Genomic DNA, 24157 nt, shown 5'->3' on the forward strand with positions numbered 1-24157 from the left:
AATCAATCCAGTATTGCTGCTCCAGAATTAAGTCTATATCGCTTGTATGTTCAAACTATTCTTACATTAGTTGCTAGAAACTGGTGAAGACTGATTCAGTCCTGCTGCTTTCCGCACTAATTCGCGTTGCGGTTCCATATCAAAATTATTAAATACTGCCATTTGTTGTGCGAATGGCGGACTTTGGGCGAATAATTCAAACGTTGTTCTGTGGCCCGCATATGAGGAATTTAATAAATCTCTTGCGAAATAAAGTAATTTTCCTCTATCTTCAGGCGTCCACTCACCAACTGAATAATATTGGTCAAAATATTGCTTAATTTCTGGATCTGCCATTGTTGTCGAATCCGGAGTTACGGCTAATTGACCACCAACAAGTTCTCTTGTTAAATGGGCCATCGCAGGGAAATTGGCTAAAGCAAAGACACGTCCAGTATACAGAAGTGATGGATTAGGCATCATTAACCCGCCTGGACTCCTTTTGGCATCAGCTACGGCTGCAGTTAAATGGGCATTGATTCCCTCGCGATAATTGATTAACTCAGAGATTTTTTCTTTAACCGCTTGTAGATGTGTTAAACCTGTTTGTTCAACATTTAATAACGCTGCACCAATTAAATAATCAGCTCGGCGCAACATTCTAAGGGTGTAGTTAAAAGCAGAATAACGATGAAGTGTGGAACGGATATAGGCGGCAGATTCTAAGGAGCGATGGAAAAGGACATTTTCCCATGGAATTAAGACATGGTCAAAAATTAGTAAGGTATCAATTTCTTCAAATTTCGTGGCGATTGGATAATCTTGAGGGTTTCGATCTGTTCCTAAGGATGTACGACAAATGTGCTTCAGACCTGGTGCTCCCATATCACAAATGAATCCGCACGCAAACGGAGCCATTTTCTCAGAACCGGCATTCCAGTCTAGAATGGTTGGCTTTACAAAGGCTTGGTGCGCATAGGCGGCAGCTGTTTCAAACTTTGCCCCCTTAACCACGATACCTCGGTCATTTTCCTCAACTACGTGGAGGAGTGTTCCACCATCTTTTCCACTGAATAATTTGCTTCGATCCCCTTTTGGGTCTGTGTTCGCCGAAACATGGAACAAGTCCTCCCGTGCAACTCGGTCAATATGATACCTAATATTTTTTGCATAGGTCGGATCAATTTCATTTAATTTGTCTTGTGCGTCATATAGTGACCACATTTCACCAATGGTTTCATCTCCAACGCGATAAACCACCCCGCCGAGATCGTCAAGTACGGTTTCGACGTGTTTGCGAATAGCGCTGAGATCCTCTTTTGTTTCAGGCATTTTATAGGCACGAGAAACAACTTGACCATCCGGTAGTTTGGTTGTTAGGATATCGCGATAATTCGCTTCAAATGCCATATCATACATCCTAGCTTTAACATCAACAATTGGCTTAAAAGATGGATGTGTGGCAACATTCTTGACTTTTTCCCCATCAATATAAACCTCACGCCCATCATTTAGTGACTCCCGATATTGCTTACCTGTCATTAATGCCATTTTATTACCTCCTATTTATTTCAATTTGCAAACCAATCGATGAATGCTATTTTGCTTCCTCGAATTTGCCAAACTTCCCGCGATAGTAGACTAAAGGCTCCCCGTCAGAGGCATAGGCCTTCTGCACCTCTCCCAAAAAGACGGAATGAGTTCCTCCTGTTACCTCTTCGACAACACGGCATTCGAGCGTCGCAAGTGTATGACCTAGAACAGGATTACCTAACGCGCCGTACGTAAAGTCGGTCCCTTCAAACTTATCTGTATTTGCTCTGGCAAATTTTAACGCTAACTCCTTTTGAGTTTCACTAACGATGTTCACCGTAAAGGATTCGGCAGCTGAAATTGCATGACACGTACCCGTACTTTTATTTACGCAAACCAGCAGCATTGGCGGGTCAACCGAAACCGAGCAAACTGCACTAGCCGTGATTCCAAAATCGACATCATTATTTCTGACAGTTATAATTGTTACCCCGCTAGCAAAGTGACCAATGACCTGTTTAAATTGCTCTTGATCAACTAACGGAAATAAATTATGTTTCTCCTTCGATTTATTCATTCGCAACACTCCTAAATATTTTATTAACGGAATTATTCTTAATGTGTTCCTTAAATAAAACTATACATTTGGAAAATGTCATTGTCAACAGAATTTTCAAAAAATTCACTATAATTAACTTGAAAATGTTAATATTAAACTCTTAAAATATGAAATCTTTTTACGAAAGGTTTTATTAATGAGTATAATGAAAGAACCAAAACATATAGGAGGGGAATTTTTGAAACCAAGAGCCGGAATCATCGGACCAATTGACTCTGTCCAACTTATTTCTGAAATAGCAACTGAATTTAGTGACCGGCTGCAGCCTGTTCCATTTATTTATCAATTACCTGAAGAAGCTACAAGTATCGTCGTAAACAATCAACATGTAATTGACCTATGGATTCTTGCTGGTCCAGCCCTATTTAATCCCTTTCAAAAGAGTGCTGTCAAGCAGCCCTTTTTTATACTTCAACTAGATGGAGCCAGCCTAACTAAGACCTTAGTTGATATTGGTTATAATGATAAAGTAAGCCTAGATAGGATTAGTATCGACACACTTACGGAACGTGATGTTTATGAAACATACCGCGATCTTGGTATACCAAGTGATCAGGTATTTGTTCATGAGTATACGAATGAAACTCCACTTCAGAATCTGCTAGCCTTTCATCAAAAACTTATTCATGATCGAAAAGTTGATATCTGTATAACTAGCCTCCGTTCCATATATGATCAATTGCGCTCAAATGATATAACTACCTATTGGGTTGCCCCAACGAGAAGTAACATTCGTCAGACATTGTCATCAGCCGTCCAGCAATGGGAAACAATTCATTTTAAGCAATCACAAATTGCGGTTATCCTTGTAAAGGTGCAAGGAATGGAGAATAAAGACGATCATAATATGCTTTCCTACGATATTCATCGATTAAGTTTAGAGATACAGGCAGCCATTTTAAATTTTGCAGAATCCATCTCAGGTTCTTTCGTAACGATTGGAATTGGGGTATTTGTTATTTTTTCAACCAGAGGTTCTTTGGAGGCAACAGAGAATTCGATTTCCTCTCTTTTGGAACAATTAGCACTGCTTGCGGATTTACCATCCAATATTGGTATTGGCTATGGGGATACTGCTCTTACAGCAGAGGAAAATGCTCGTCTCGGATTAAACCATGCACAAAATTATGATTCTTTTTGCGCTTTCCTGGTGGATGATAATGGAACAATCGAAGGTCCATTAAAAGAACAAGAAGCCATCACTTTTCAGTACCGCACAGAGAACAAAGAAATAAGTGAAAAACTTAAAAATAGCGGAATAACTATTACAACCTTTAATAAAATACTATCGGTTCAAAAAAGAATGGGTAATGGATCAATTACCTCAACCCAAGTGGCAGACTGGCTCAAAATGACACCAAGAAATGCACGTCGTATCCTTACAGCTTTAGTGGAAGAAGGCATGGCAGAAATTATTGGCGATGAGGCTCCTTCCTCCAAAGGGCGCCCGCGGAAAATATATCGGGTCAGCGACCTTTCGAAAATGGTGCAAGGATAGTAATGAAAAAGATTCTTCATATTATTAAATGATCTTGCAAAAGGTCTAGGCACTATCGCTTTAGATAGTGCCTTTATGGTATCCTTAGAAGTTCAGCTTGTCGGTTTGATATTGACACACGCAGTTACCATATTCCCCTTAAGCATATTACTTATACATTTTCTTTAAATTGGCTACAATTCTAATAGAAATGGAGGAAACGAACATGGTACGATTTCTGGCAATCATCTCATTTATTCTTTTATTTAAATTTTCACTCCCTGTCATAGACGAACAATTGGAAAAAGGCGATATCGAAAAGACGGTTGATTCCATTCAGTCTGTAATAAATGTCAAAGACAACACAGAAATAGCAGAGACACTAAATAGTTTTACCGAAAAAGTTCAACAAATAGGGAAACAACTAGGCATTCAATTGAAGGATAGTCCCATTACTAAACAACAACCTCAACAGCAGAAAGAAAGAGTAGAGTTGACCATTCCTACTGAACAAGTTTTTTCAATTCATAATGTTGAAATTGGCAACTTAAAAGAAGATATAGAACATAATTTAGGAATTGCAAACCGGACATCCCTTAATGAATATGGGACAGATTGGTATAGCTATCATCAAGATTATCATGATTTCTTTATGGTCATGTACGATGAAAACAACAAAGTTGCTGGGTTATACACAAATCAAGATTTAATCTCATCAACCAATGGTATTAAACTCGGAAGTTCGAAGAAAATCGTCCGTGAAAAGCTTGGGGATCCTTTAACGAAAATTCAAAAAGGATTCACGGTTTATCAATTACAGAAAAATAGCGACAATGATTTGTTTTTAGTCGAGGGAACCTATGTAACCGTCTTTTATGATAAGCATGAAAATAATACCGTTACCGCCATTCAAATGATCAACAAGGACTTTGAAGAGGCCAAAATGGATTTTTACACAAAAGGGAATTCAGCTTTAAAAGAGGGCTTTGAATATCAGTTATTTGATTTGACTAATGCCGCGCGAGTTAATCACCAACTGCCTATCCTGACTTGGGATGAGCATGTACGAGAAACTGCCCGTAAGCATAGTACCGACATGGCAGTCCATCAGTATTTTGATCACACTAACCTTGAAGGACAATCCCCGTTTGATCGGATGAAAGAAGATGATATCACCTTTCATTTGGCAGGCGAAAACCTGGCCTATGGACAATTTAGCAGCATTTTCGCCCATGAAGGCTTAATGAATTCACTTGGGCACCGGGAAAACATCTTGCGTGAGGGTTATGAGTATTTAGGGGTGGGTGTGGCATTTAATGATGAATCACAACCCTACTATACGGAAAATTTCTTTGCAAAGTAAATGATAAACATAAAACCTTCCTAATCACTAGGAAGGTTTTATCGTTAGTAAGTTATTAAAATTCTTTGTCTGCAATAACTCTAGTTAATTCTTCATCCAAATAGAAACCTCGTATACCTGGTTTATTTTGAAGATATTGAAAGATTTCTTCGTTCGTATAGTCTGTTTTTAACCCTTTAATAATAGTGGCTAAATAATTATGGGATGGCTTCTTCATTTCTACTTCATCTTGTTCCCAAGGAGCAGTAAAAGTGAAAATTGGATACCCCTTATCCTCTCCAAGATAAATAATATTTCCGTACCAAGCATGGTGGCGAAATATTTTTGACCCTTTCTCTTTTACCTCGTTTAAATCTATTTCGAAGATGTCCCCACTATTCTCTTGTTTCACCACATCTAAAAACTGTTCAATGGTGATTAAATATTTTTTACTATAGGTGAGAGACTCCTCTCCTTGCTTTAAACTTATAAAGGCTACACCTTGCGATTGCCACCCAGCTGCCTCTCTTGCAAAGTAAAGCGGATAATTGAATTTAAAAGAAGACTCTGCAATCGGCAGTGATTGATCTTTACAGCCTGTCTCCACTCTTGTGGACCCCGCTGGACTCCCTCCCTTGATATAGCATAAGAACCGATCCTTATTAAGATTTGAACCATAACTTGCATACCACACATACTGCTTACTTTCACTCACCATTCCCACCAACCTTTTTGTAAAATCTTTTTATTCATGTACTTAGTTGTTCATCCAATAGGGACAAGGACTTCCCAATCGACTCTGGAATGACGAATGTATTCCGATCCGTGTCATATGGAGTATCACCGACATTAATTATAATCAGTGGAGTGCTTCTCCTTCTATATTGAGGAAATGTTGAAAATGGTGTGACCTTAAGACTCGTCCCTAACACCAATAAACAATCCGCCTCGTCAATCGTATGTAAAATTTTATTAAACCCTTCAACCGTAAACCATTTACCAGTATCACCAAATAAAACAACATCCGGTTTTATGAAACGATCTCTCTTCTGACGGGTATCGCAATGTTCACAAATATAAAATTCATTCATGGTCTGAAAACGATTTAGCATTTCTTCGGTGGTGTAACTTTTATTGCAATGTAAGCAAGTGGCTGTTTTCATTGTTCCATGAAATTCAATCACGCTTTTACTTCCTGCTTTTTGATGAAGTCCATCAATATTTTGGGTAATGATTTGGGAAACTTTCCCTTCTCTTTCCCACTTTGACAAGATCTCATGCCCTGCATTTGGCATAGCGTCAGGATGATAAAGGTTGTCGAGTGCAAATTGGTAGAACTCTTTTGGATTTTGATAAAAATAATCAAGCGAAAGAATATATTCAGGTGCCAATTGATAAACTCCAGTCCTTGAACGAAAATCCTTTATGCCTGATTCGGTACTTACTCCGGCTCCAGTAAGCACAACAATGTTCTTCGCATTTTTGATTAGGGTCACACATCTATCTAACTGATTATTTCCCATCAGGTCACATCTCCTTTTTTAACCGTTTCTCAAGCATGCCAATGAATCTAATATATATTATTTTACTACACAGAAAAACGATGAGTAAAAAACTCATCGCTTCTTGTTTTTGTGCCTGCCCTCTACTACCTTACGAAATTAAAGTACTGGGGGGCATGCATTATAGATGCTACGCAAGCGCTCGTAATTTTTTATTTTTTTTCAAATGTAATGGTTTATGTGTATAATAGATTTTTGCAAGTGCATGATTATCACAAAGTGAACATTTAATTTTATAGGAAGCTTTGCTAATATGGGGAGTTTCTAAGAAGGTTAGAATTTCTTTCATATGTTTATCACAGGCCCACATGATCTCACCCCGAATTCGTATTTTTTGGCTCTCTTACTAAATAGTTGTGACTTCTTTCTGAATTTTATCTGGCTTTCTTTTTTTGACGATTTCTGTAAAAGCATCATCCCAAGATATCGAAATATCACCGTTTGTAACGAAGGTTTGACACCCAAGTCGATACCCTTCATTTAACCATTCTTCCCCTAATTTTCTTCTTTCCTGCACTTTAACTTTATCTAGGAATTCAGCGCCTTCTTCTGTTTTAAAAACGCAGTTGCCGCAAATTCCTCCGCCGCATCGGTTTGGGAGTTCTCCATCGTAACGAAGGGACATCCTTAAAATATTCGAATCCTCAGGTACCTCTAATTGTTTATTGCTGTTAATGAAATTTATTTTTGGCATGCCTCGTATCCTCCCTTTAATTTATCTTCTTGGTATACAATATACCATATTTTAAATTATCAGACAATATAAATATTTTAAATCTTTCATTTTTTAAAAAAGGTAAATTTTAGACCACATCGAGGAGACGGTGTGGTCATGAACATTGATGAAAGCTCACTCTTAGATCTTATCTAGAATAGATCAAGTGGACATCAATTTTTCCTTTTTATTTAGCTTTACTTTTATATTTTCTATATAAGTGATATAAGCTTTTTTTGAGTTTTCAATATGAATCCTCATTAAATATTCAGCCATTTCCGCTTCTTTATCACGCAAGGCTTTCATAATATCGATATGTTCTTTTAATGATTCTCTTCTTCTGCCTGGTGTCTCATATCCCATATTTGCAGCCATATGTATATAGTCAATCAGTCCAGAGAGAATCTCAAATAATTTAGGGCTTTTCGATGCTTTATTAATGAGACGATTCATCTCAATATGTTCAAGATTAAAATTTTCTTCGTCTTGATCTCTTAACTCCATTAGCTCTTTAATCTTTTGATCCAAATCTAGTTGTGTTTCTTTATCCATTCGCCCCGCGGCCAATTTAACGGCAAGGACTTCTAATGAGGCAAGGATTGTAAATACCTCGATGACTTCATTCTCGGATATATTCGAGACTACGACACCTTTTCTGGGAACTGTTTTTACAAAACCTTGAGATTCCAAGCGGAACAAGGCTTCTCGAATCGGAGTCCGGCTGATGCCTAATTTCCCAGCCAGTTCTCGTTCAATTAACCGGTCGCCCGCTTTTAATTCGCCCTCAAGAATCATTTCCTTTAAATAGTTATATGCATGCTCACGAATCGATAAAAGATTGTTTTCCTCCCATCTTAAATCCATAATTTCCACCCGCTCATTTTATTTATTTTTTATTTTCCGTCTTACGAAAGAAAAACTCCACCATAAACTAAGCAGCAAACAATTAACAGGGATGGGTGCATTTTTATTTTGATTAAGGCAAAATAGCTAACCACAGCTAATAAGACTAAGTGAAAAAGACCACTTTTTTCATACGCTGTTAAAAAAAATTGATAGGCCATCACAGCAAGTAAAATGAAAATAATCGGCTGAACAGACTTTGTCATAAGCGCCACTTTTGGAGAGCCTTTAAATAGATTGATAAACTTAAAAAGTAAAATAACGGCCAGTGCAGAAGGCAGGATCGTGGCGATTAGAGCAATGATTGCACCGAGAACTCCACCCAGTTGATAACCAATATAGCCCCCCATTTTGGTGGCTATCGGTCCAGGCAAGGCATTGGCAATCGCTAAGACATCCCCAAACTCGGAGAGTGTCATCCAATGGTAATGATTGACCACTTCATTTTGGATTAATGGAATGGTTGCAGGTCCGCCGCCGTATCCCAATAAATTAGCAATTAAAAACGACCAAAAAATATGCAAATAGATCATGAACTTTTTTCCTTTCTCTGAAGAAGCATCTCAGCCGAAGCTTTTGCCGCTTTTTCCTTTCGATCGGCAATGATAAAGGCAGCGATGAGAAATACCGCAATTAGTATACCTGGATGTACTCCAAGGAACTGAACGATAATTAATGTAACGATCGAAAGAGTGAGCATGATCGGAAAACCTAAGCCTTTGCGGCCATTTTGGAAAAATCGGTAGGCCATCTCCAACAACATAAATCCAATCACCGGTGTAACCCCTTGAACCATACCGCTGACAATCGGTGATTCCTTAAAGGAATAAAGCACACCCAATAAGGCAATCATTGCGACAATCGAAGGCAGTATGTGGGTTAGAATGGCTACGGTAGCCCCTAAATACCCCTTTACCTTGTAACCGATATACGCAGCCATTTTTGTGGCAATCGGCCCTGGCAATGTATTAGCTAATGCGAGGATTTCTACAAATTCTTGTTCGTCCATCCACTTGTATTTTTTTACAGCTTCAAATTCAATCAACGGTATAGTCGAGGGTCCGCCCCCATAACCAGTCACACCGGTGCGGGCAAATCCAATAGCTAACTCAAGATATGTTTTCAGTTGTTTCTCCCCCTTTGTATACCAATATAACATTTTTACACCTTTTTTAATAGGAGCATAGATTAAGAGAGACCTCATTCTGCGAAAAACATACATGAATGAGGTCCGGTTTTTCTTATTTTTTTATATCGGCTGCCGTAATTACTTCCAGACCATCGGCTTCTAAATAGGATTGAAGTGCTTGAAGTGCTGCGGTACCCACGGCAGTATCTTGTTCGCCGTTTCCTCCACTTACACCAATCCCGCCTACCACTTCACCATTGACGACAATTGGGAACCCCCCAACAAAAATGGCGAACTTCCCTGGAAGCATTTGTTGAATTCCAAAAGCTTCATTTCCAGGAAGCGCAGGCCCATTAGGTTCCTTGTTAAACAAATGAGTAGAGCGTTTGTGACCAGCAGCTGTGTACGCTTTCGCGATCGAGATTTCTGGTCCTGTAATGCGTGCGCCATTCATGCGTTCAAGCGCAATTAAGTTTCCACCATCATCAACTATAGCGATTGTTTCAAAAACATTAATCTCTTCTGATTTTTTCTTCGCAGCTTCAATCATCAACTTTGCTTCTTCTAGTTCAATTTTTAATACAGACTTCATACTGGTTCTCCTTTATATATCGTATTGTTATTAATAGCCCATATAGACCGTTTTTAATTGTGTAAAGAACTCTAAACCAACTCTTCCAGATTCACGGAAGGTAGATGTACTTGATTTTTTCAAGCCTCCAAATGGTGCGTTCATTAAGTTACCAGTCGTGGTACGGTTAACCTTGACTGTTCCCGCTTGGATATCTTTGGTAAATTGATTAGCGATTTTGAGATTATTGGTTACAATCGAAGCAGACAAACCATATTCGACATCATTCGCAACAGCGATGGCTTCTTCATATGTATCTACTTCAATTACAGCCACCACCGGCCCAAAGATTTCTTCTTTTGCAATCCGTGAATTCGCTTTTACATTCGTAAAAATAGCTGGCTGGACATAATATCCTTTTTCGAATTCTCCAGATAATATTTGCTCACCGCCATAGACTAAATCAGCGCCATCTTCCTTACCGAATTCAATATACTTTAAGACATTTTTCAATTGTTTTTCGTTGGCAAGCGGCCCAATTTTCACACCTGCTTCAAAACCATTCCCCACTTTTAGTGCGCTAGTTTTTTCAACTAGTTTTTGAACAAATGCCTCTTTTACGTTTTTCAAGACAATAACACGACTTGTTCCTGTACAAGCCTGCCCTGTTAGTGAAAAACCCCCGTTTACCGTCAAAGTGGCAGCAAGATCGAGATCGGCATCATCCATAACAATAAGCGGATTCTTCCCGCCCAGTTCCATTTGCGTCCGGGTCGTAAAGCCTGCCTTTTTATGAATGTCTTCACCTGCTACAGTTGAGCCTGTAAATGTGACAGCCCTCACTGCTGGATGAGTGACCAATAGATCGCCGACTTCTGATGCTTTTCCCGTAACAAAGTTAATCACACCTTTAGGAATTCCCGCTTTATCTAGTGCTTCGACTAGACGAAACGCGATTAATGGAGTATCAGAGGACGGTTTGAAAACTACCGTATTCCCCGTGATTAAAGCGGGAGCGATTTTTCGGGCTGGAATAGAAAGCGGAAAGTTCCATGGAGTAATGACACTGACAACTCCAAGTGGTTCTCTTTCCGTTGAAACTTTCATGTTTGCATCATCATTTGGAAAGGTTTCCCCTGTAAAACTTTGCCCTTCTACTGCATAATAACGGAGCGTTTGCGCAGAACGTAATACTTCATTCTTGGCATCATCCACATGCTTGCCTTCTTCCCTTGTTAACTCTTCGGCCAAAGAGGCAGCATTTTGCTCGAGAATACTAGCTGCTTTATTTAAGATCGATGCACGCTTTGAAGGGGCTGTTTGGGACCAGTTAGGAAAAGCATTTTTGGCCGCTTCTATCGCTAGTTGTACATCCTGTTCATTTGAAGCTTGGAATTCACCAACAAGGTCTTCGGTATTGGCCGGGTTCACACTAAAAAATGTTTTCTTGCTAACCGATTCCTGCCATTCTCCATTGATATAATTATTGAATGTCTCTACTTTTGTAGTAATCACTACTATCACCTTTTTTCATTTATTAAGTTCCCAATAATTAGTAGAAAATATGATCCTATAAAAATGGCCGTCACTTAAACCTTAAAATACAAGATTAATATGACGGCCGGTAATAGCGCTTCCATTTTTCTATTTACTTTGTTTCAACAAGAGCACCTAAATCTTTTTCAATATACTCTTTCCAAAGTCCATCCATGTACATACGGCGCATTTTAGCTCCTGTACGAACAACTTCTAAGCAGCGTTGTTGTAATTCTGGTGTGTCAGCGTGATCAAGAACAATTTTATATCCGCGCTCACCATGAATCTCATCTGAAACGATGTGTAAGTCGAAGAATTCGATTTCTTCATCAGTAAATCCGTATTTTTCACGTAAAGCAGGAGTTTGCTTCCGGTAAATATCAGGAACTTGTGATTCTAATCCAACAACAAGAGCTGCAGTTGCTACCACAAAATTCTCACGTGCTGCTACCGCAAAACACCAGCTTTGAAGACCTAAAGTAGTAGGAGCCATATTGTTTGGATCAATAATTCTTTCTGCAGTCGTACCGCACGCTTCCGCAAATCGAATCAATAAGTCTGTGTGACGATCCGCTGCGATTTCTTCCTCATACATATTTTGTAGAGTGAAATCTTTTGCAGCTGCAAATTTTGGATCTTGTGGAGTGTTGTGGTAAATATACGCTAAGTAATCAGCGAATGGTCCTACATAATGGTAGTGATTTTCAGCCCAACTAGCAAAGTGTTTTCTTTCAAGTTTGCCCTCTGCCCAAGCTACTGTAAATGCAGCCTTCTGGCTATGGTTACCTTTAATTGCTTCCTCTAATTGTCTGCGAAATTCATCTTTAGATAATAATTCTGTCAACTGAAACTCCTCCTCTAATTTTATGTAGGTACCCAATCTTAGATTGGTATTTGATATTTTGTATACCAAGTTAGTTTAAAAATAAAAAGATTGTGGATTTTTTCCCTTTCCAGCGCTCTCTTTTTTGTAAAACTATTGATTTGGTATACCTTACGTTTATACTACCAAGATATTGTTTATTTGTAAATATAATTTTTAGAATTTTTTAAAGATTATTTTTCTTTTTTTAAAACTATAATTATTGCTGGACATTCACTTGCAAATCTAACAATTTGTAGAGTTCTTTTGATAGATTATCTAATGCTTCTTCTACGATCAGCTGGCCAATTTCCCAGCTGGCTTTTGTGCCATCGCCAATGCAGCCATTATTCGTCATTTCTTCATAATAATAAAATCCTTGAATCGCTTTACCAGGCCTGAGCTGCTTCCATCTGCCCTCTTCTTGAATATCACCTTTCTCAAGTTTTTCAAGGCGGACAAGTTCAGGTGCTAAATAAAGCGCTTCCGAAACTTCGCGCTCACAGCTATGACCAAATAAGGTAGATGTGACATTTTCCTTAATTGCCTTTTTAGCAGAGGCAGTTGTTTTGGCATAATAGATTTCTACATCTAGTTCTTTTGATAACATCATCGAGGCCACATTAAGCGTCGACTGGTTGCCGCCGTGTGAATTTAAAAATAAGAACTTTTCAATCCCGTGATGCTTCAATGAGGAAACTACATCCTTTAACACCGCAATTAATGTGGTCGGCTGCAAGGAGATGGTTCCCGGAAAATTCAAATGATGCTGAGAAACACCCATATTTACAGTTGGTGTCACCAATGCATAGGGAAACATATTTTGACCTAGTTTCCTGGCCATCCTCTCAGCTAAAACAGCATCACAGCTTTCAACCATATGTGGTCCATGCTGTTCATGGGCACCGATGGGAATTATAGCTAATTTAACCGTCTTCAATGCTTCTTCTACTTCTTTCCATGTCATACTGGTTAGATCATAACAATCCATGAGTACTCACCTACTTAAGTTTATTGTATTTTGTATACCAACTTTAAAAATAAAATACATTCCCTATTATGATTGGATCACTGATTGCTTCTTCGGAGGCTGAACTGAAATATTTTCTTGCGAAATTTCAATATCTTCTTTAATAGTCATTTGGCATGTTAACCGGTACCCCTCGTTCACCTTATCTCCAAGCATTTTTTCTTCTTTCCAATTCGGTGGTGCCAGCCCTTCAGATCCATTCACTACGATACATGTACATTTCGTACAGCGCCCCATTCCGCAGCCATACTTTAGTTTAGGAAGTTGGCGGGTACCAGCCAAAACAACTAAATTGGCATTATCTTTAACCTCTTGTTCGATTGTCGTTCCATCCACATGAAGGATTACTTTTGGCATATTGTTACCCCTTTCAGTTTTTTCTAAAAATTTTGATACTTTTCTGAAGTATACAATCTTTTGGATAGAGAATCAAACTAGAATTTTAAAAAAGATTAATTTTTTTGAAGTCAAGCTCTTATTCTAGCAACTATATAAGGAATTATTTAAATATTTAGAATATGTTCTTGAACATTTTAACTGCATACGATAAAATACACATAAGAGTTTGGTATACAATATTCCTTGGGGGTGAGTAACGAAAAAATCTTTATGTAATAGGTTTTGATACTTATAGCAACAAAAGAACCCATACTTACCTGATTATGTTTTAAATAGGACAAATAAATTACTTTAAGGAGTGTTCTAGATGGGGAAATATATTGTACTAACAAATAAGGATACCTTCCAAACGATTCTTGAAAACGATGGTTTAAAACCGGTCGAAACCTACCATTTCTATTTCTTTGATAGTTTAAAGGCGAAATACACTATTGCTGAAGTACTTGACGAAACGATTAAAATCCAATTATTCGAGAAATATGAAGGAAAGGAATATGTCAATCAGATTGCTGTTAAGTTTTTTGAGAAGTTTGAGACACTTGAAGCTGCTCGAGAGGAATTAAATGAGATCGTAAAAGCTTCTGGAAACAGTCAAGATTCTTTAAACTCCAAACTTGTTAAATCAACTGAGGTTGCGGTTTAAGATTTTTTATTATGCTTAAATGATTGCTCTAAAATAGAAAAAATCCGGAGAGACACTGCTTTCTTTCCGGATTTTATACTTTTTAAAAACAAAAAAATAACCGCCACATGGTAGTAGCGGTTGATTGTGTAAGGTTAAAATTTAAGTGTTTTTCTTAGTGAAGCTAGTTTTCTCTCAGCTTTTTCTGCTGCACTTTTAGAACTAAATAGAAACTTAAACATATATAAGCCCCCTATTGATGAGTTATTTGATACTGTAATTTTATAATGAAAAGAAAAAGAAAACAAGTATTTTGTATACCAAATACCAAATTTAATCTTTATTCATGGCTAATTTGTGACATTTTTAAGTATTAAAGATATTTTTGGTATACAATTTTAAAGAGAGAGGGTGTTGATATGCTGAGATATATGTTTTTTGTTGTTATTTTAATGTATTTATTCTCTGTACTTTTACCCGGGCTCCATCTCGGTGTACTGATTTCCTCACTAAGTCTTTTGATTGTCCTTGTCACCATATTTCAAGCGAAACGATTTGTTCAAGTATTAGGAGGTACGTTTTTACTATTTGGAGTAGTCTTACTATCGACTAGCGGTGCCTCTTGGCAGCAATACATCCTCTCTTTCGGCCCGATGCTGGACTTGCTTACCATGTTTACGCTGATCCCGATATTAGGGATTCCTATAAAATTAGGCGGGTATAGCGGCGGCATACAAAATATGATTACAAAGAGGATAAAGACCTCAGGGCAACTATATATGATCACGTCTGGCATTTCGTATTTTTTTAGTATTTTTATGAATCTGGCCACCTTGCCAATGACTTATTACTCGATTCGGCCCGCATTAGATGTCATTCCCGTTGAGAACAAGGAGCGGTTCATGAGCAGAGCAATTACACGCGGATTTGCGATGCCATTACTTTGGGCACCTGTTACCCCGATTGTCGGGATTGTGATCACAATGACAGGAGTCAGCTGGGTATCAATTCTTCCATATGTTATTCCTTTAAGCATCGTGGGAGTCGGTGTGGATTGGTATATTGGCTCACGCAGAGCAAATATTATGATCCATAACAAACAGGACCTATCCGTCCACGAAACCGCTGCTACGATAGAAATAACAGATCCAGCTAATCGTTCAAGGAGAGTCTTACAAATACTATTGGCCATCGTCATTTTTAATGTCGTTATTTCTTTAGTTGAATCACAGTTTCCTTATCCATTTTTAATATTAGTATCATTAATGGTTATCCCATTTTCGTTCACCTGGTCCCTCTTCCTAAAAAAGGGTAAAGAGTTCGGTGCTCATTTGCTCAATCATTTAAAAAGCTTCTCTGTAAGTATGAAGGATCAATTCTTCATTTACTTATCAGCAGGTTTTTTCATCTCGACTATAAACATATCACATGCAAATGTCATGCTGGATGCCTGGGTCAATAAGTTTATCAATTTTGCTGGTGTGGAGATCTTTTTGATTTTACTGCCTCTAATCCCGCTGGCATTAGCCTTTTTAGGCCTGCATCCTGCTGTATCATTAGCATTAATGACCGAAGGATTGAATCCAGAAGTAGTTGGGATTTCCCCGCACATCTTGACAGTAGCGATGTTAGCAGGCGCTGTCTCTGCTTTTCTAGTTGGTCCATACAATGCCACGTTAGGGCTTATGTCAAGTATTGTAAAGGAAAGCTCCTATAAGGTGTCGAACTGGAATCTTTCCTTTGCAAGTATATATATCGGCTGTGTTATGTTGTATTTATTTATATTACAATTGTTTTTATCTTGATAAATTGCGCAGAAGAAAAGGTGTCAATCGATGGATTGACACCTTTAGCCATTTAAGTGGCTTTGCTTTCAGTAATATCACCAGATTTTTCCGCTTTAACTTCCTTGACTATTTCTTTCGCAAAGTGGCCAAGACTCCCCTCACTATACGACCGGATCACTTCAGGTGCTAACGATGTTAATGCTCTCTTTAGGTATTCGGGTGATAATCCTCTATTCACAAATTCCGTCTCGATCGTTATCGCTGTCTTTATGGCAATATACGTCGCTAATTTATTTACTTCGGTTAGACAATTTTCACTATCGACCATTACCTCACCAAGTTCGTAAAAAAGTTCTCCAACAGTTTGCGGCAACGGTGATTCGGTAATAAATAATCCATTACCATGTTCCAATAAATCCTTTGAATGTCCCATATACTTGACCCCATGTATCTGTAAGTCGGGAAACTGGACAATTATTTGATTGGTGGGAAGGTTCGTTGCCATATTAATGATAATAGGTGTATCAGAAAAATGGCTTTCCAATTTTAACGAAGTGATAAATGGAATAACCTCGGTCGCAGGTAATGCTAAAACTAAAATATCGACATCCTTCAATTTACTTTCTGTTAAAATGTAACTACCCTGAAACGTTTTCAAAAAGTTTTCTGCTTTCGTTTGCACCGGATGATAAACTCCTATTGCAATCCGTTTTTTATCCCAATGCGTCATCATGGCTGCCCCTAATTTTCCGAGCCCTACTAAACCAATCCTTTGTTGATTCATTTTTTATCCCCTCTCCCTCTCATCCTATGTCGGCAGGCATTTTAAGATAACGATTAATTAAACGACAAATAATAAGGCTATCTTAAAAAATCAGTTTGCTGCTGACTTTTAAGATAGCCCTTTATTTATTAGCGACCCCTAATATCTATCTAGTCTAATGTAAAGATATGTTTAAGGTAATAGTTTATTTACCAGATAATAACCGCCAAGATCGTTGCAAGGAATAGTCCGGTTATAACTGGGAAGAAATTCTTTCTCGCCAGCTCTAACGGGGAAACTTGTAGGAAGCCTGCAACAGCGACCAGTGACGACCAGGCAATCAATGTACCTCCACCGCTCCACACTGCACCCATTTGTCCAATAGCTGCAAGTACGGAAGGATCGATGTTACTTCCAGGTCCAATGGCACCAGACAAAGCACCCGTTAACGGAAGTCCAGCAAATCCAGAACCATCTAATCCGGTAATGATACCAACGATTAAGATACTAAATGCTGCAATAATTGGGCTGTGAGGAATATAATTTTGACCTGCTTGGATCAAATCAAATAGAAAGCCCGGTTTAGCTACATCTTCACCTAAGGAAAGGATCTGCGCAGAAAAGTCTCCACTTCCCATAAAGAAGTAACCTGCAATTGGAATAACAGGAGCCATGGCTCTGAAAGCGAATACAAAACCTTCCGTAATATGTTCGCTGATTTTATCAAGTGCATGAATCCGGTTAAAAGCAATCGTCGCCAATACTAAGAGAATCGTAGCAACACCACCGATAAAGGCAGCACCATCGCCTCCCTCGAATCCAGCTCCACCGCCAATTTTGGATTGGACCATAAAAATCATTACACCAAGCATAGCTAAAGGTACAACAATAGCAAAGACTCTTCCCCATTTTGCTTTTACCTTGATTACATCGGCAGTTTCTTCTACCGTAGCAGCAAGTTCCTCAGTAACTTGGAAGAATGCCTTTTCATTATTGTTTTCATTAACAGATTTTTTGGTAATCGCTTTTCGATGTGTAGCATACACAATCGCAAGAGCACTAAAACCTGTAATAAGAGAAAGAATGAAGGCTTTATCTGAAACTAAGGCTTTATCAATCCCAGCAGCTTTCGCACTAAGCATTGGGGCAACTTGCATAATATAATCTGATGAAAGGGCCATACCCTGTCCAGCAATAACAATTACCATTGCTGAGGTCATGACTGGCAATCCGGCACTTACTGCAGCAGGTACTAATAATGCACAAATTAAAGGAACAGCTGGGGTTGGCCAGAAAAAGAGTGAAATCACAAACGTCGTAACCATTAATACTAAATAAGAAACGTGTCCGTTTACCATTATTTTTTGAATCGGCACGACCATCCTTTTATCTGCACCTAAATCCTTCAAGGAATTAAGAAGACCGATCATGATGGAAATGATTAGGAAAATACTAAATAGTTCCTTAGCGGCGACGAGATTTGCATTAAAAACAGCTTGAAATCCGCCAATCACGCTCCCTTTATATACGGCTGCTACAATAAAGGTTCCAACTATAAGTGGTAAAACAACACCTTTTCTAAAAAGCATGATAATAATAACGGCTACAGTGACAACTAGATAGACCCAATGGGCTGCTGTTAATTCCATATTTCCCCTCCGTTGTTTTAAAATAGTTTAAAACCGTGTCGCGAAAGATTTCCTTTAATATGGGAAAAGATCGTAGGAGAGGAGTAAACGTTATAATTGGATTTTTATCATGGTGTATATCCTCTACTTCTGGTGTTCTTTTCTTAATCCCTAAAAAGATATAAAATGGCATGATACATTGATAAAAATTTTTTGAGAGATTATATTTTGCATACTGTAGATTGTATACCATGTTTTTAAAAAAGATTTTAAACGACTGATCAATACTCAATACTACATTAAAGAAACCTTCATTGACATCCTTTTTCTACTCCCTAAAAACAATCAATCTACATCAATCTTTTGAATGCGCTTACAGATTATTTTCTGATTTCTAGTAGAATGTTATTTTAGGAATAATAAAACCAACCCCTTTTCACTATGTACACCTTATTTATTAAAGGTTGAAAATAATATACCATTATTCTTTATTCATTGCAAACTATTTTGAAAATTTAGAAGTTTATTTATATTTATTTAATTACTATTGATTTTATTGCTTTAATCGGCTAAAATTTATTAATTATCGGTATATGGTATACAAAATAATCTTTATACATAGTTTGATAGCTTTCTATTTGAATAACTGCTAATAAAATAATCACGAGGTGAACAAATATGATTAAAGTTGGAATCATTGGATATGGAACACTTGGAAAAGGGATAAGTGAATTAATTGAGTTAGGTCAAACTGGAGATGTCATTCTTCAATCCATTTTAGTTAGAACCCCGCTAGGTTCTTTGGACAAATCACCAGATCAGTGTACAGTCACTACAAATGAAGATATCTTTTTTAACCAAGATTTAGATATTATCATTGAAGCAGCCGGACACCATGCCCTTCAACTGTATGGGGAGAAGGCCATTTCCTCGGGAAGTCATTTAGTTATCCTTTCCGTAGGTGCTTTAGCAGATAAAGATTTTTATGAGTCCTTACAGAAGGCAGCTAGAAAATACAAAAAACAACTGATTATCCCCTCAGGGGCCATCGCAGGTTTGGATCGTATTGCCGCTGGGGTGTTAGGTGCAATTGATGAAATTACACTGATTACGAGGAAGCCACCAAAAAGTTGGTATGGAACAATTGCGGAGGAAAAAGTGGATTTAGAAACGATTGCAGAACCATTTTGTATCTTTGAAGGTTCCGCAAGAAATGCAGCAAAATTATTCCCTCAAAATGTAAATGTATCCGCTGCGCTAAGCCTTGCAGGTGTTGGCTTTGATGAAACGAAGGTTCAAGTGTATGTAGACCCGACCATTCAAATGAACACACATACCATTGTTGCCAAAGGCTATTTCGGGCAAATGGAAACCACTATTCAAAACAATCCATATATGGAAAATCCTAAATCGAGCCCGATCGTCGCTATGAGTGTTGCAAAAGTATTGCAAAACCTAACGACATCTGTGGTAATCGGTGTTTAATACCATTTCTACAAAAAGAGAAACTCCACCCTTTAGCGGTGGAGTTTCTCTTTTTATTTCTTCTCTTTTCCTTGATTGACTGCCTCAATATACGCTTTTCGGGAATTTTCAATATGAATTTTCGTTAAATACTCAGCCATTTCTAATTCTTGATTAATAATAGCCTCCATAATTCGTAAGTGTTCTTCCATCGATTGTACAGGCCGGCCCGGATTTTTATACCCTGTCTTAGCAAAGGCACGAATATAATCCGATAAGCCGCTTAATATCTCATAAAGCTTGGCATTTTTTGCCGAGCTGTATAAGAGATGATTCAATTCACCATGTAAATTAGAGAAATCATGATCATTTTTATGCTGTAAACAATCTTCCACCCTTTTACTGTACTCGATGAACTTACTTTTGGTTTCATCATCTAACTTCTGAACAGCTAATTTGGCGGCCAAAACTTCAAGTGAGGAAAGAATCGTAAATACTTCAATAATTTCCTTTTCAGAAATATCCGCGACAATAACACCTTTTCTTGGAACAGTTTTGACAAACCCTTGAGATTCCAATCTGAATAACGCTTCACGGATAGGTGTCCTGCTGATATTTAATCGTTCAGCTAATTCTCGTTCCACTAAGCGATCACCAGTTTTAAATTCCCCCTCTAAAATAAGGTCCTTAATATGAATAAAGACCCTTTCACGTAAGGATATTAAATCTTCCTCGGCCCAATTATTCCCCACTATTTCTCCCTCTTTCTAGGTATACATTGTACCAATTATAACTCACTCTATTTATAAACATCAAATTCTTTGGACGGAATTTCCATTAGAAAAATAGTTAGTAAGGAACTTTACTATCTACTGAGATTTTCTATTGGTTTATTACTAAATGAACCCTCCCCTAGGGCAGCCTGTGTAATAATCTTTGTCATCACCTCGGCGATCGTCATCACAGTAAATAATCTGGTATTATTCAAAGATTGTACGGGCGATAGTGGGTCTAAGTAATTAACCACTGCCTTCATATGATATTCACCCACATGTGGCAGCTTTTTATTGACAGCCATGCCAGGAATTAATGAGCCTTCTTTTAAAAAAATAAACCCAATTTGCCTTTCGTCTCCCAAACAAGCATCGATCCCCAAAATAAACGGATCTTTGTGCGTTTGATTAATTTCTTTCAGGATCTTGTTAATATTTAAGGCATGAACTGGTTTTTCTAAGGTGCCATATACAGGGAATGGAAGGTCCGTTTCTTTTAGCATCGTTCCCACTAAGGGACCTAGTGAGTCTCCTGTTGAACGGTCGGAACCCACACATAAGAAAATGACTTCTCTTGAGGTATTGTTAAGGACTTCTTTCAGTTTATTAACAAATTCCTTAAACTCATTTCCCTCTGTGGTCTCTTTTATAGAAAAATAGCATGACCTTGCTGCTTTATCCATCGTCTTTTTCTTGCTGTCAAAAGGCCACATTAGCATCAACCCTCTTCTCAAGTTGTAGTTCCGTAATTCTGTCCATTTGCCCACGTCATGACCCCTACACTTCTCTCGAGAATTTAATGCATCTACCTATATTTTATGATAGCAAGAATAAAACCTTCCATAACCAAGCTTATAAAAATCACAAAAAAATTCAGACTAGTTCACATTTCTGTAACAAATTAGTGCCTGACACCCATGATGTCAGGCACTAATTTAATTGTATTGGCTTTCTATGGTACGAATTCGGTCATACAGTTGCTGATTTATCGGTGTTGATAGACCGTATTGATGGGCTAGGTGCAGGACTGTACCGGCAAACAATTCTACTTCGCTGTGGCGTTTGGCTTCGACATCCTGTGCCATCGACGGTTTTCCGTCTGGACTTAAGGTGGCCAATACACTTAGCCAATAGTCTAAGTCAGCTTCTGATAAATTAATTCCTGCTTTTTCGGAAAGCGCGATGACCTCTCTCATCGCTCCAATCATTTTCTTTCGTGCTTCTCCATCACGCTGAATCTCTCCATAATTACTCTGATAGACAGCCACCGTTTGATTGACCCCTACATTTAACATAAACTTACCCCATTGCCGTTTTACCATATTCGTTTCGATCTCATAGGGAAGTTCCACTTTATCAAAAAATGCGGCAACACGCTTGACCTTATCAGAAATAACGCCAGGTTCCCGTTCGCCAAAACAAAGGATGCCCATATGGTCATAGGTGAGCTGATTTCCCACTTTAACGGCATCCATTCCTTGAGCAACACAATATAAAATATGTTTATCCCCGTAGGTCTCTCCAATCAAAGCCTCACTAGAAATTCCATTTAATGCAGATAATATAATCGTCTCCTCACCCACATGATGCCTTACCGATTGAATCGCATCTTTTAAACCATCAAATTTTACTGTAAAGATCAGCAAATCTGCCGGCTCGCATGATTCATCGGGTGTCAGGAAAGTGAAATCGCACCGTTCTCCATTACAGAAAACATGTTCATTTTCATATCGATGGATTCGCTCCCGATCTGCGATGATACGTATATCTGCTTTTGGCATTTTCTTCGATAAATGATGTCCATATAGTATTCCTAATGCTCCTAGGCCAATGATTGAAACCTTCTTTATCTCCATAACGAATTTCATTCCTTTCCCATAAGTCTACTGTATGTAAGAAAATGTTCTAAATGGTTTAGAACATTTATACAAACTATTTTACTACTAGTATTATAACTCATTTTATTTTTAGGCTGTGTTAAACTGGTCTGTTGATTTCCGTTCCAGGCACGAGCGGTTCGCGGGCGTGCCGGGGAGCCTGTCCAGCTGCAGCGCCTAGCCCCTCGAGGTCGCTTCGGTCCTGACGCTTGTCGGGGCTGTACAAGGCGCTTCCGCATTTCTTTCTCCTCGTCGCTTTGCTCCTGCGGGGTCTCCCCTGCCCCGTACTCCCGCAGGAGTCTTCGTGCCTTCCGCTCCAATCAACAGAGTGCTAAAATCAACATTAACCTTTAACACAGCCTATTTTTATTAAGATATAAAACCTCTGTTGAATGGATACCAACAGAGGTTTCTTAAAATCTATTATTTAAATTCCACCACCATCATCATGAATGGTGCTGTTCTCCTTGCGGATGTTGGCTGAAAGACTAAACGCTCCTACGGTTGCGATCAATGTGCTTAAAATGATAATAATATTATAAATATTAATCTCCACTAACAAATTCACAAGTATATATGTTATTACAAGCGATGCAAGTGGTGAAATAAGCCAGACTTTAAGAATTCTCTGAATAATAGATTTCTGCCAAATGCCAAACCCCTTTTGGGCAGCTCCAACACCCAAAATTCCGCAAGTCGTTACTTGTGTCAGCGGTATCGGTAGTCCAAATAAGGAGGACACAATAACCAAAGTTCCTCCTGTAAAGGAAACCGCACTTCCTTCCAGTAAAGACAGTCTGGTAATCTTCTTCCCATTCGTTTCAAGAACCCTGTTCCCTAGTAAAATAGCTCCGATTGAAACGAAGAGCCCGCCAATCCAGATTCCTTTAGTGGTGGAAATCATCCCGGCCCCAACCAATGGCCCCACAGCATTAGCGACATTATTCATCCCAGCCGAAAAAGCCTCTAAACAGCCCCCCACGACAAGTAAAACTGCCAGCCATTTTTTCCATTTGCCGTTTCCCGTTAGACCGACCCAGCGTTTCTCAGCCGCGGAAATGCTTTTTCCAAGGAAAAACGTAATGAGAAATGAAACAATCGGAACGACCACCCAAAATAAAACAATCACCAACAGGTTATTTATGTACAAACTTTTAAAAGCGACCCCAGCTCCTACAATCGAACCAACAGTAACCTCACTTGTCGATAGGGGAATTCCAATAATATTTGCAATAAATAATGTCAATGTAGCTCCAGCAAGGATTAGAACGACTAATTTAATCGTTAGGAGATGGGAAGGAATAATTCCCTCACCAATTGTTTTTACAACCTCTCCACCGCCCAGCACTGCCCCTAGGAAAGCGGACATTGCCACTAACACCATCGCTAGTCGCTTACTCTTTATGGCGTCTGCACCATAGGCTGACCCCATCGAGGCTGCCGTCCCGCTTGCTCCAATATTCATCGCAAAGAAAAAAGCAATTATAAAAGCAATAGACGTCCAAACCATGTAGAATCTCCCCTTATGTCCACAATCTATAAAACTGGTAAACTATATTCTCGTTCCAGCATCAATTCACACTATT

Annotated in this window: 25 protein-coding genes; 5 read left to right on the top strand and 20 right to left on the bottom strand. The window is 38.5% G+C overall.

Annotated features, from left to right (window positions below):
• Positions 1–66 precede the first annotated feature (66 nt).
• Both FS608_RS05335 and FS608_RS05340 read right to left on the bottom strand, forming a co-directional pair.
• The gene (locus tag FS608_RS05335; RefSeq protein WP_144548224.1) at positions 67–1530 is read right to left on the bottom strand and encodes a 4-hydroxyphenylacetate 3-hydroxylase family protein; all 1464 of its coding nucleotides are present in this window, start codon (positions 1528–1530) and stop codon (positions 67–69) included.
• A 46-nt stretch (positions 1531–1576) separates the two neighbouring features.
• Positions 1577–2089 (bottom strand): flavin reductase family protein, encoded by a 513-nt coding sequence (locus tag FS608_RS05340; RefSeq protein WP_144548225.1) that lies wholly within the window; start codon positions 2087–2089, stop codon positions 1577–1579.
• Positions 2090–2309: 220 nt separating this feature from the next.
• On the opposite strand from FS608_RS05340, the gene FS608_RS05345 reads away from it, so the two are divergent.
• Together FS608_RS05345 and FS608_RS05350 are read left to right on the top strand one after the other, a co-directional pair.
• Entirely contained in the window at positions 2310–3629 is a 1320-nt protein-coding gene (locus tag FS608_RS05345) for a helix-turn-helix domain-containing protein (protein ID WP_144548226.1), read from the top strand.
• A gap of 205 nt (positions 3630–3834) precedes the next feature.
• Positions 3835–4971, top strand: a complete 1137-nt coding sequence (locus tag FS608_RS05350) for a CAP domain-containing protein (RefSeq protein WP_144548227.1) — start codon at positions 3835–3837, stop codon at positions 4969–4971.
• 55 nt (positions 4972–5026) lie between these two features.
• Here FS608_RS05350 and FS608_RS05355 read toward each other — a convergent pair whose 3' ends face one another.
• From FS608_RS05355 to FS608_RS05405, 11 genes are all read right to left on the bottom strand, one after another.
• Positions 5027–5665 (bottom strand): hypothetical protein, encoded by a 639-nt coding sequence (locus FS608_RS05355; protein ID WP_260871579.1) that lies wholly within the window; start codon positions 5663–5665, stop codon positions 5027–5029.
• A 34-nt stretch (positions 5666–5699) separates the two neighbouring features.
• Positions 5700–6473 (bottom strand): NAD-dependent protein deacylase, encoded by a 774-nt coding sequence (locus tag FS608_RS05360; protein ID WP_144548229.1) that lies wholly within the window; start codon positions 6471–6473, stop codon positions 5700–5702.
• Between the two features lie 385 nt (positions 6474–6858).
• Positions 6859–7206, bottom strand: a complete 348-nt coding sequence (locus FS608_RS05365; RefSeq protein WP_144548230.1) for a 2Fe-2S iron-sulfur cluster-binding protein — start codon at positions 7204–7206, stop codon at positions 6859–6861.
• Between the two features lie 183 nt (positions 7207–7389).
• Positions 7390–8091, bottom strand: a complete 702-nt coding sequence (locus FS608_RS05370) for a GntR family transcriptional regulator (protein ID WP_144548231.1) — start codon at positions 8089–8091, stop codon at positions 7390–7392.
• Between the two features lie 41 nt (positions 8092–8132).
• On the bottom strand, positions 8133–8663 hold the full coding sequence (locus FS608_RS05375) for a chromate transporter (RefSeq protein ID WP_144548232.1): 531 nt from the start codon (positions 8661–8663) through the stop codon (positions 8133–8135).
• On the bottom strand, positions 8660–9334 hold the full coding sequence (locus FS608_RS05380) for a chromate transporter (protein WP_260871580.1): 675 nt from the start codon (positions 9332–9334) through the stop codon (positions 8660–8662). Before FS608_RS05380 ends, FS608_RS05375 begins: the two co-directional genes overlap by 4 nt.
• 37 nt (positions 9335–9371) lie before the next feature.
• Positions 9372–9851 carry a GlcG/HbpS family heme-binding protein gene (locus tag FS608_RS05385; RefSeq protein ID WP_144548233.1) on the bottom strand — a complete coding sequence of 160 codons (480 nt, stop codon included), beginning with the start codon at positions 9849–9851 and terminating at the stop codon, positions 9372–9374.
• Positions 9852–9881: 30 nt separating this feature from the next.
• Positions 9882–11345 carry an aldehyde dehydrogenase family protein gene (locus tag FS608_RS05390; RefSeq protein ID WP_222127303.1) on the bottom strand — a complete coding sequence of 488 codons (1464 nt, stop codon included), beginning with the start codon at positions 11343–11345 and terminating at the stop codon, positions 9882–9884.
• Between the two features lie 133 nt (positions 11346–11478).
• Positions 11479–12210 (bottom strand): iron-containing redox enzyme family protein, encoded by a 732-nt coding sequence (locus FS608_RS05395; RefSeq protein ID WP_026567517.1) that lies wholly within the window; start codon positions 12208–12210, stop codon positions 11479–11481.
• A gap of 238 nt (positions 12211–12448) precedes the next feature.
• Positions 12449–13219: a creatininase family protein gene (locus tag FS608_RS05400; RefSeq protein ID WP_144548235.1), complete on the bottom strand. Its 771-nt coding sequence runs from the start codon at positions 13217–13219 to the stop codon at positions 12449–12451.
• A 66-nt stretch (positions 13220–13285) separates the two neighbouring features.
• Complete coding sequence (locus FS608_RS05405) at positions 13286–13615, bottom strand: 2Fe-2S iron-sulfur cluster-binding protein (RefSeq protein WP_144548236.1); 330 nt, start codon at positions 13613–13615, stop codon at positions 13286–13288.
• 349 nt (positions 13616–13964) lie between these two features.
• Here FS608_RS05405 and FS608_RS05410 point away from each other — a divergent pair, with 349 nt between their 5' ends.
• Both FS608_RS05410 and FS608_RS05415 read left to right on the top strand, forming a co-directional pair.
• The gene (locus FS608_RS05410; protein ID WP_144548237.1) at positions 13965–14300 is read left to right on the top strand and encodes a hypothetical protein; all 336 of its coding nucleotides are present in this window, start codon (positions 13965–13967) and stop codon (positions 14298–14300) included.
• Positions 14301–14710: 410 nt separating this feature from the next.
• Positions 14711–16084: a hypothetical protein gene (locus FS608_RS05415; protein WP_260871581.1), complete on the top strand. Its 1374-nt coding sequence runs from the start codon at positions 14711–14713 to the stop codon at positions 16082–16084.
• Between the two features lie 52 nt (positions 16085–16136).
• On the opposite strand, the gene FS608_RS05420 is transcribed toward FS608_RS05415, so the two are convergent.
• Both FS608_RS05420 and FS608_RS05425 read right to left on the bottom strand, forming a co-directional pair.
• Positions 16137–16850, bottom strand: a complete 714-nt coding sequence (locus tag FS608_RS05420) for an NAD(P)-binding domain-containing protein (protein WP_144548239.1) — start codon at positions 16848–16850, stop codon at positions 16137–16139.
• A gap of 188 nt (positions 16851–17038) precedes the next feature.
• Positions 17039–18478 (bottom strand): hypothetical protein, encoded by a 1440-nt coding sequence (locus tag FS608_RS05425; RefSeq protein WP_144548240.1) that lies wholly within the window; start codon positions 18476–18478, stop codon positions 17039–17041.
• Between the two features lie 657 nt (positions 18479–19135).
• Here FS608_RS05425 and nadX point away from each other — a divergent pair.
• Positions 19136–19942 carry an aspartate dehydrogenase gene (gene nadX / locus FS608_RS05430; RefSeq protein ID WP_144548241.1) on the top strand — a complete coding sequence of 269 codons (807 nt, stop codon included), beginning with the start codon at positions 19136–19138 and terminating at the stop codon, positions 19940–19942.
• A gap of 53 nt (positions 19943–19995) precedes the next feature.
• Here nadX and FS608_RS05435 read toward each other — a convergent pair whose 3' ends face one another.
• The 5 genes from FS608_RS05435 to FS608_RS05450 all read right to left on the bottom strand — a co-directional run bounded on the left by FS608_RS05435 (position 19996) and on the right by FS608_RS05450 (position 24081).
• A complete protein-coding gene (locus FS608_RS05435; RefSeq protein ID WP_144548242.1) occupies positions 19996–20673 on the bottom strand; it encodes a GntR family transcriptional regulator in 678 nt (225 codons plus the stop codon).
• 113 nt (positions 20674–20786) lie between these two features.
• Complete coding sequence (gene yyaC / locus FS608_RS05440) at positions 20787–21461, bottom strand: spore protease YyaC (RefSeq protein ID WP_260871582.1); 675 nt, start codon at positions 21459–21461, stop codon at positions 20787–20789.
• Between the two features lie 168 nt (positions 21462–21629).
• Entirely contained in the window at positions 21630–22550 is a 921-nt protein-coding gene (locus FS608_RS05445; protein ID WP_144548616.1) for a ketopantoate reductase family protein, read from the bottom strand.
• Between the two features lie 198 nt (positions 22551–22748).
• Positions 22749–22895, bottom strand: a complete 147-nt coding sequence (locus tag FS608_RS30710) for a hypothetical protein (protein ID WP_222127304.1) — start codon at positions 22893–22895, stop codon at positions 22749–22751.
• Between the two features lie 103 nt (positions 22896–22998).
• Positions 22999–24081 (bottom strand): sulfate permease, encoded by a 1083-nt coding sequence (locus FS608_RS05450; RefSeq protein ID WP_144548243.1) that lies wholly within the window; start codon positions 24079–24081, stop codon positions 22999–23001.
• Positions 24082–24157: the final 76 nt, after the last annotated feature.

It is taken from the genome of Bacillus sp. X1(2014), from assembly GCF_007678255.1.

Excerpts from the sequence above, each read along its gene's own strand:
- FS608_RS05335 (WP_144548224.1), bottom strand. The coding sequence starts at position 1,530 with ATGGCATTAATGACAGGTAAGCAATATCGGGAGTCACTAAATGATGGG.
- FS608_RS05340 (WP_144548225.1), bottom strand. The coding sequence starts at position 2,089 with ATGAATAAATCGAAGGAGAAACATAATTTATTTCCGTTAGTTGATCAA.
- FS608_RS05350 (WP_144548227.1), top strand. The coding sequence starts at position 3,835 with ATGGTACGATTTCTGGCAATCATCTCATTTATTCTTTTATTTAAATTT.
- FS608_RS05360 (WP_144548229.1), bottom strand. The coding sequence starts at position 6,473 with ATGGGAAATAATCAGTTAGATAGATGTGTGACCCTAATCAAAAATGCG.
- FS608_RS05365 (WP_144548230.1), bottom strand. The coding sequence starts at position 7,206 with ATGCCAAAAATAAATTTCATTAACAGCAATAAACAATTAGAGGTACCT.
- FS608_RS05370 (WP_144548231.1), bottom strand. The coding sequence starts at position 8,091 with ATGGATTTAAGATGGGAGGAAAACAATCTTTTATCGATTCGTGAGCAT.
- FS608_RS05375 (WP_144548232.1), bottom strand. The coding sequence starts at position 8,663 with ATGATCTATTTGCATATTTTTTGGTCGTTTTTAATTGCTAATTTATTG.
- FS608_RS05380 (WP_260871580.1), bottom strand. The coding sequence starts at position 9,334 with ATGAGGTCTCTCTTAATCTATGCTCCTATTAAAAAAGGTGTAAAAATG.
- FS608_RS05385 (WP_144548233.1), bottom strand. The coding sequence starts at position 9,851 with ATGAAGTCTGTATTAAAAATTGAACTAGAAGAAGCAAAGTTGATGATT.
- FS608_RS05400 (WP_144548235.1), bottom strand. The coding sequence starts at position 13,219 with ATGGATTGTTATGATCTAACCAGTATGACATGGAAAGAAGTAGAAGAA.
- FS608_RS05405 (WP_144548236.1), bottom strand. The coding sequence starts at position 13,615 with ATGCCAAAAGTAATCCTTCATGTGGATGGAACGACAATCGAACAAGAG.
- FS608_RS05410 (WP_144548237.1), top strand. The coding sequence starts at position 13,965 with ATGGGGAAATATATTGTACTAACAAATAAGGATACCTTCCAAACGATT.
- FS608_RS05415 (WP_260871581.1), top strand. The coding sequence starts at position 14,711 with ATGTTTTTTGTTGTTATTTTAATGTATTTATTCTCTGTACTTTTACCC.
- FS608_RS05420 (WP_144548239.1), bottom strand. The coding sequence starts at position 16,850 with ATGAATCAACAAAGGATTGGTTTAGTAGGGCTCGGAAAATTAGGGGCA.
- FS608_RS05425 (WP_144548240.1), bottom strand. The coding sequence starts at position 18,478 with ATGGAATTAACAGCAGCCCATTGGGTCTATCTAGTTGTCACTGTAGCC.
- nadX (WP_144548241.1), top strand. The coding sequence starts at position 19,136 with ATGATTAAAGTTGGAATCATTGGATATGGAACACTTGGAAAAGGGATA.
- FS608_RS05445 (WP_144548616.1), bottom strand. The coding sequence starts at position 22,550 with ATGGAGATAAAGAAGGTTTCAATCATTGGCCTAGGAGCATTAGGAATA.
- FS608_RS05450 (WP_144548243.1), bottom strand. The coding sequence starts at position 24,081 with ATGGTTTGGACGTCTATTGCTTTTATAATTGCTTTTTTCTTTGCGATG.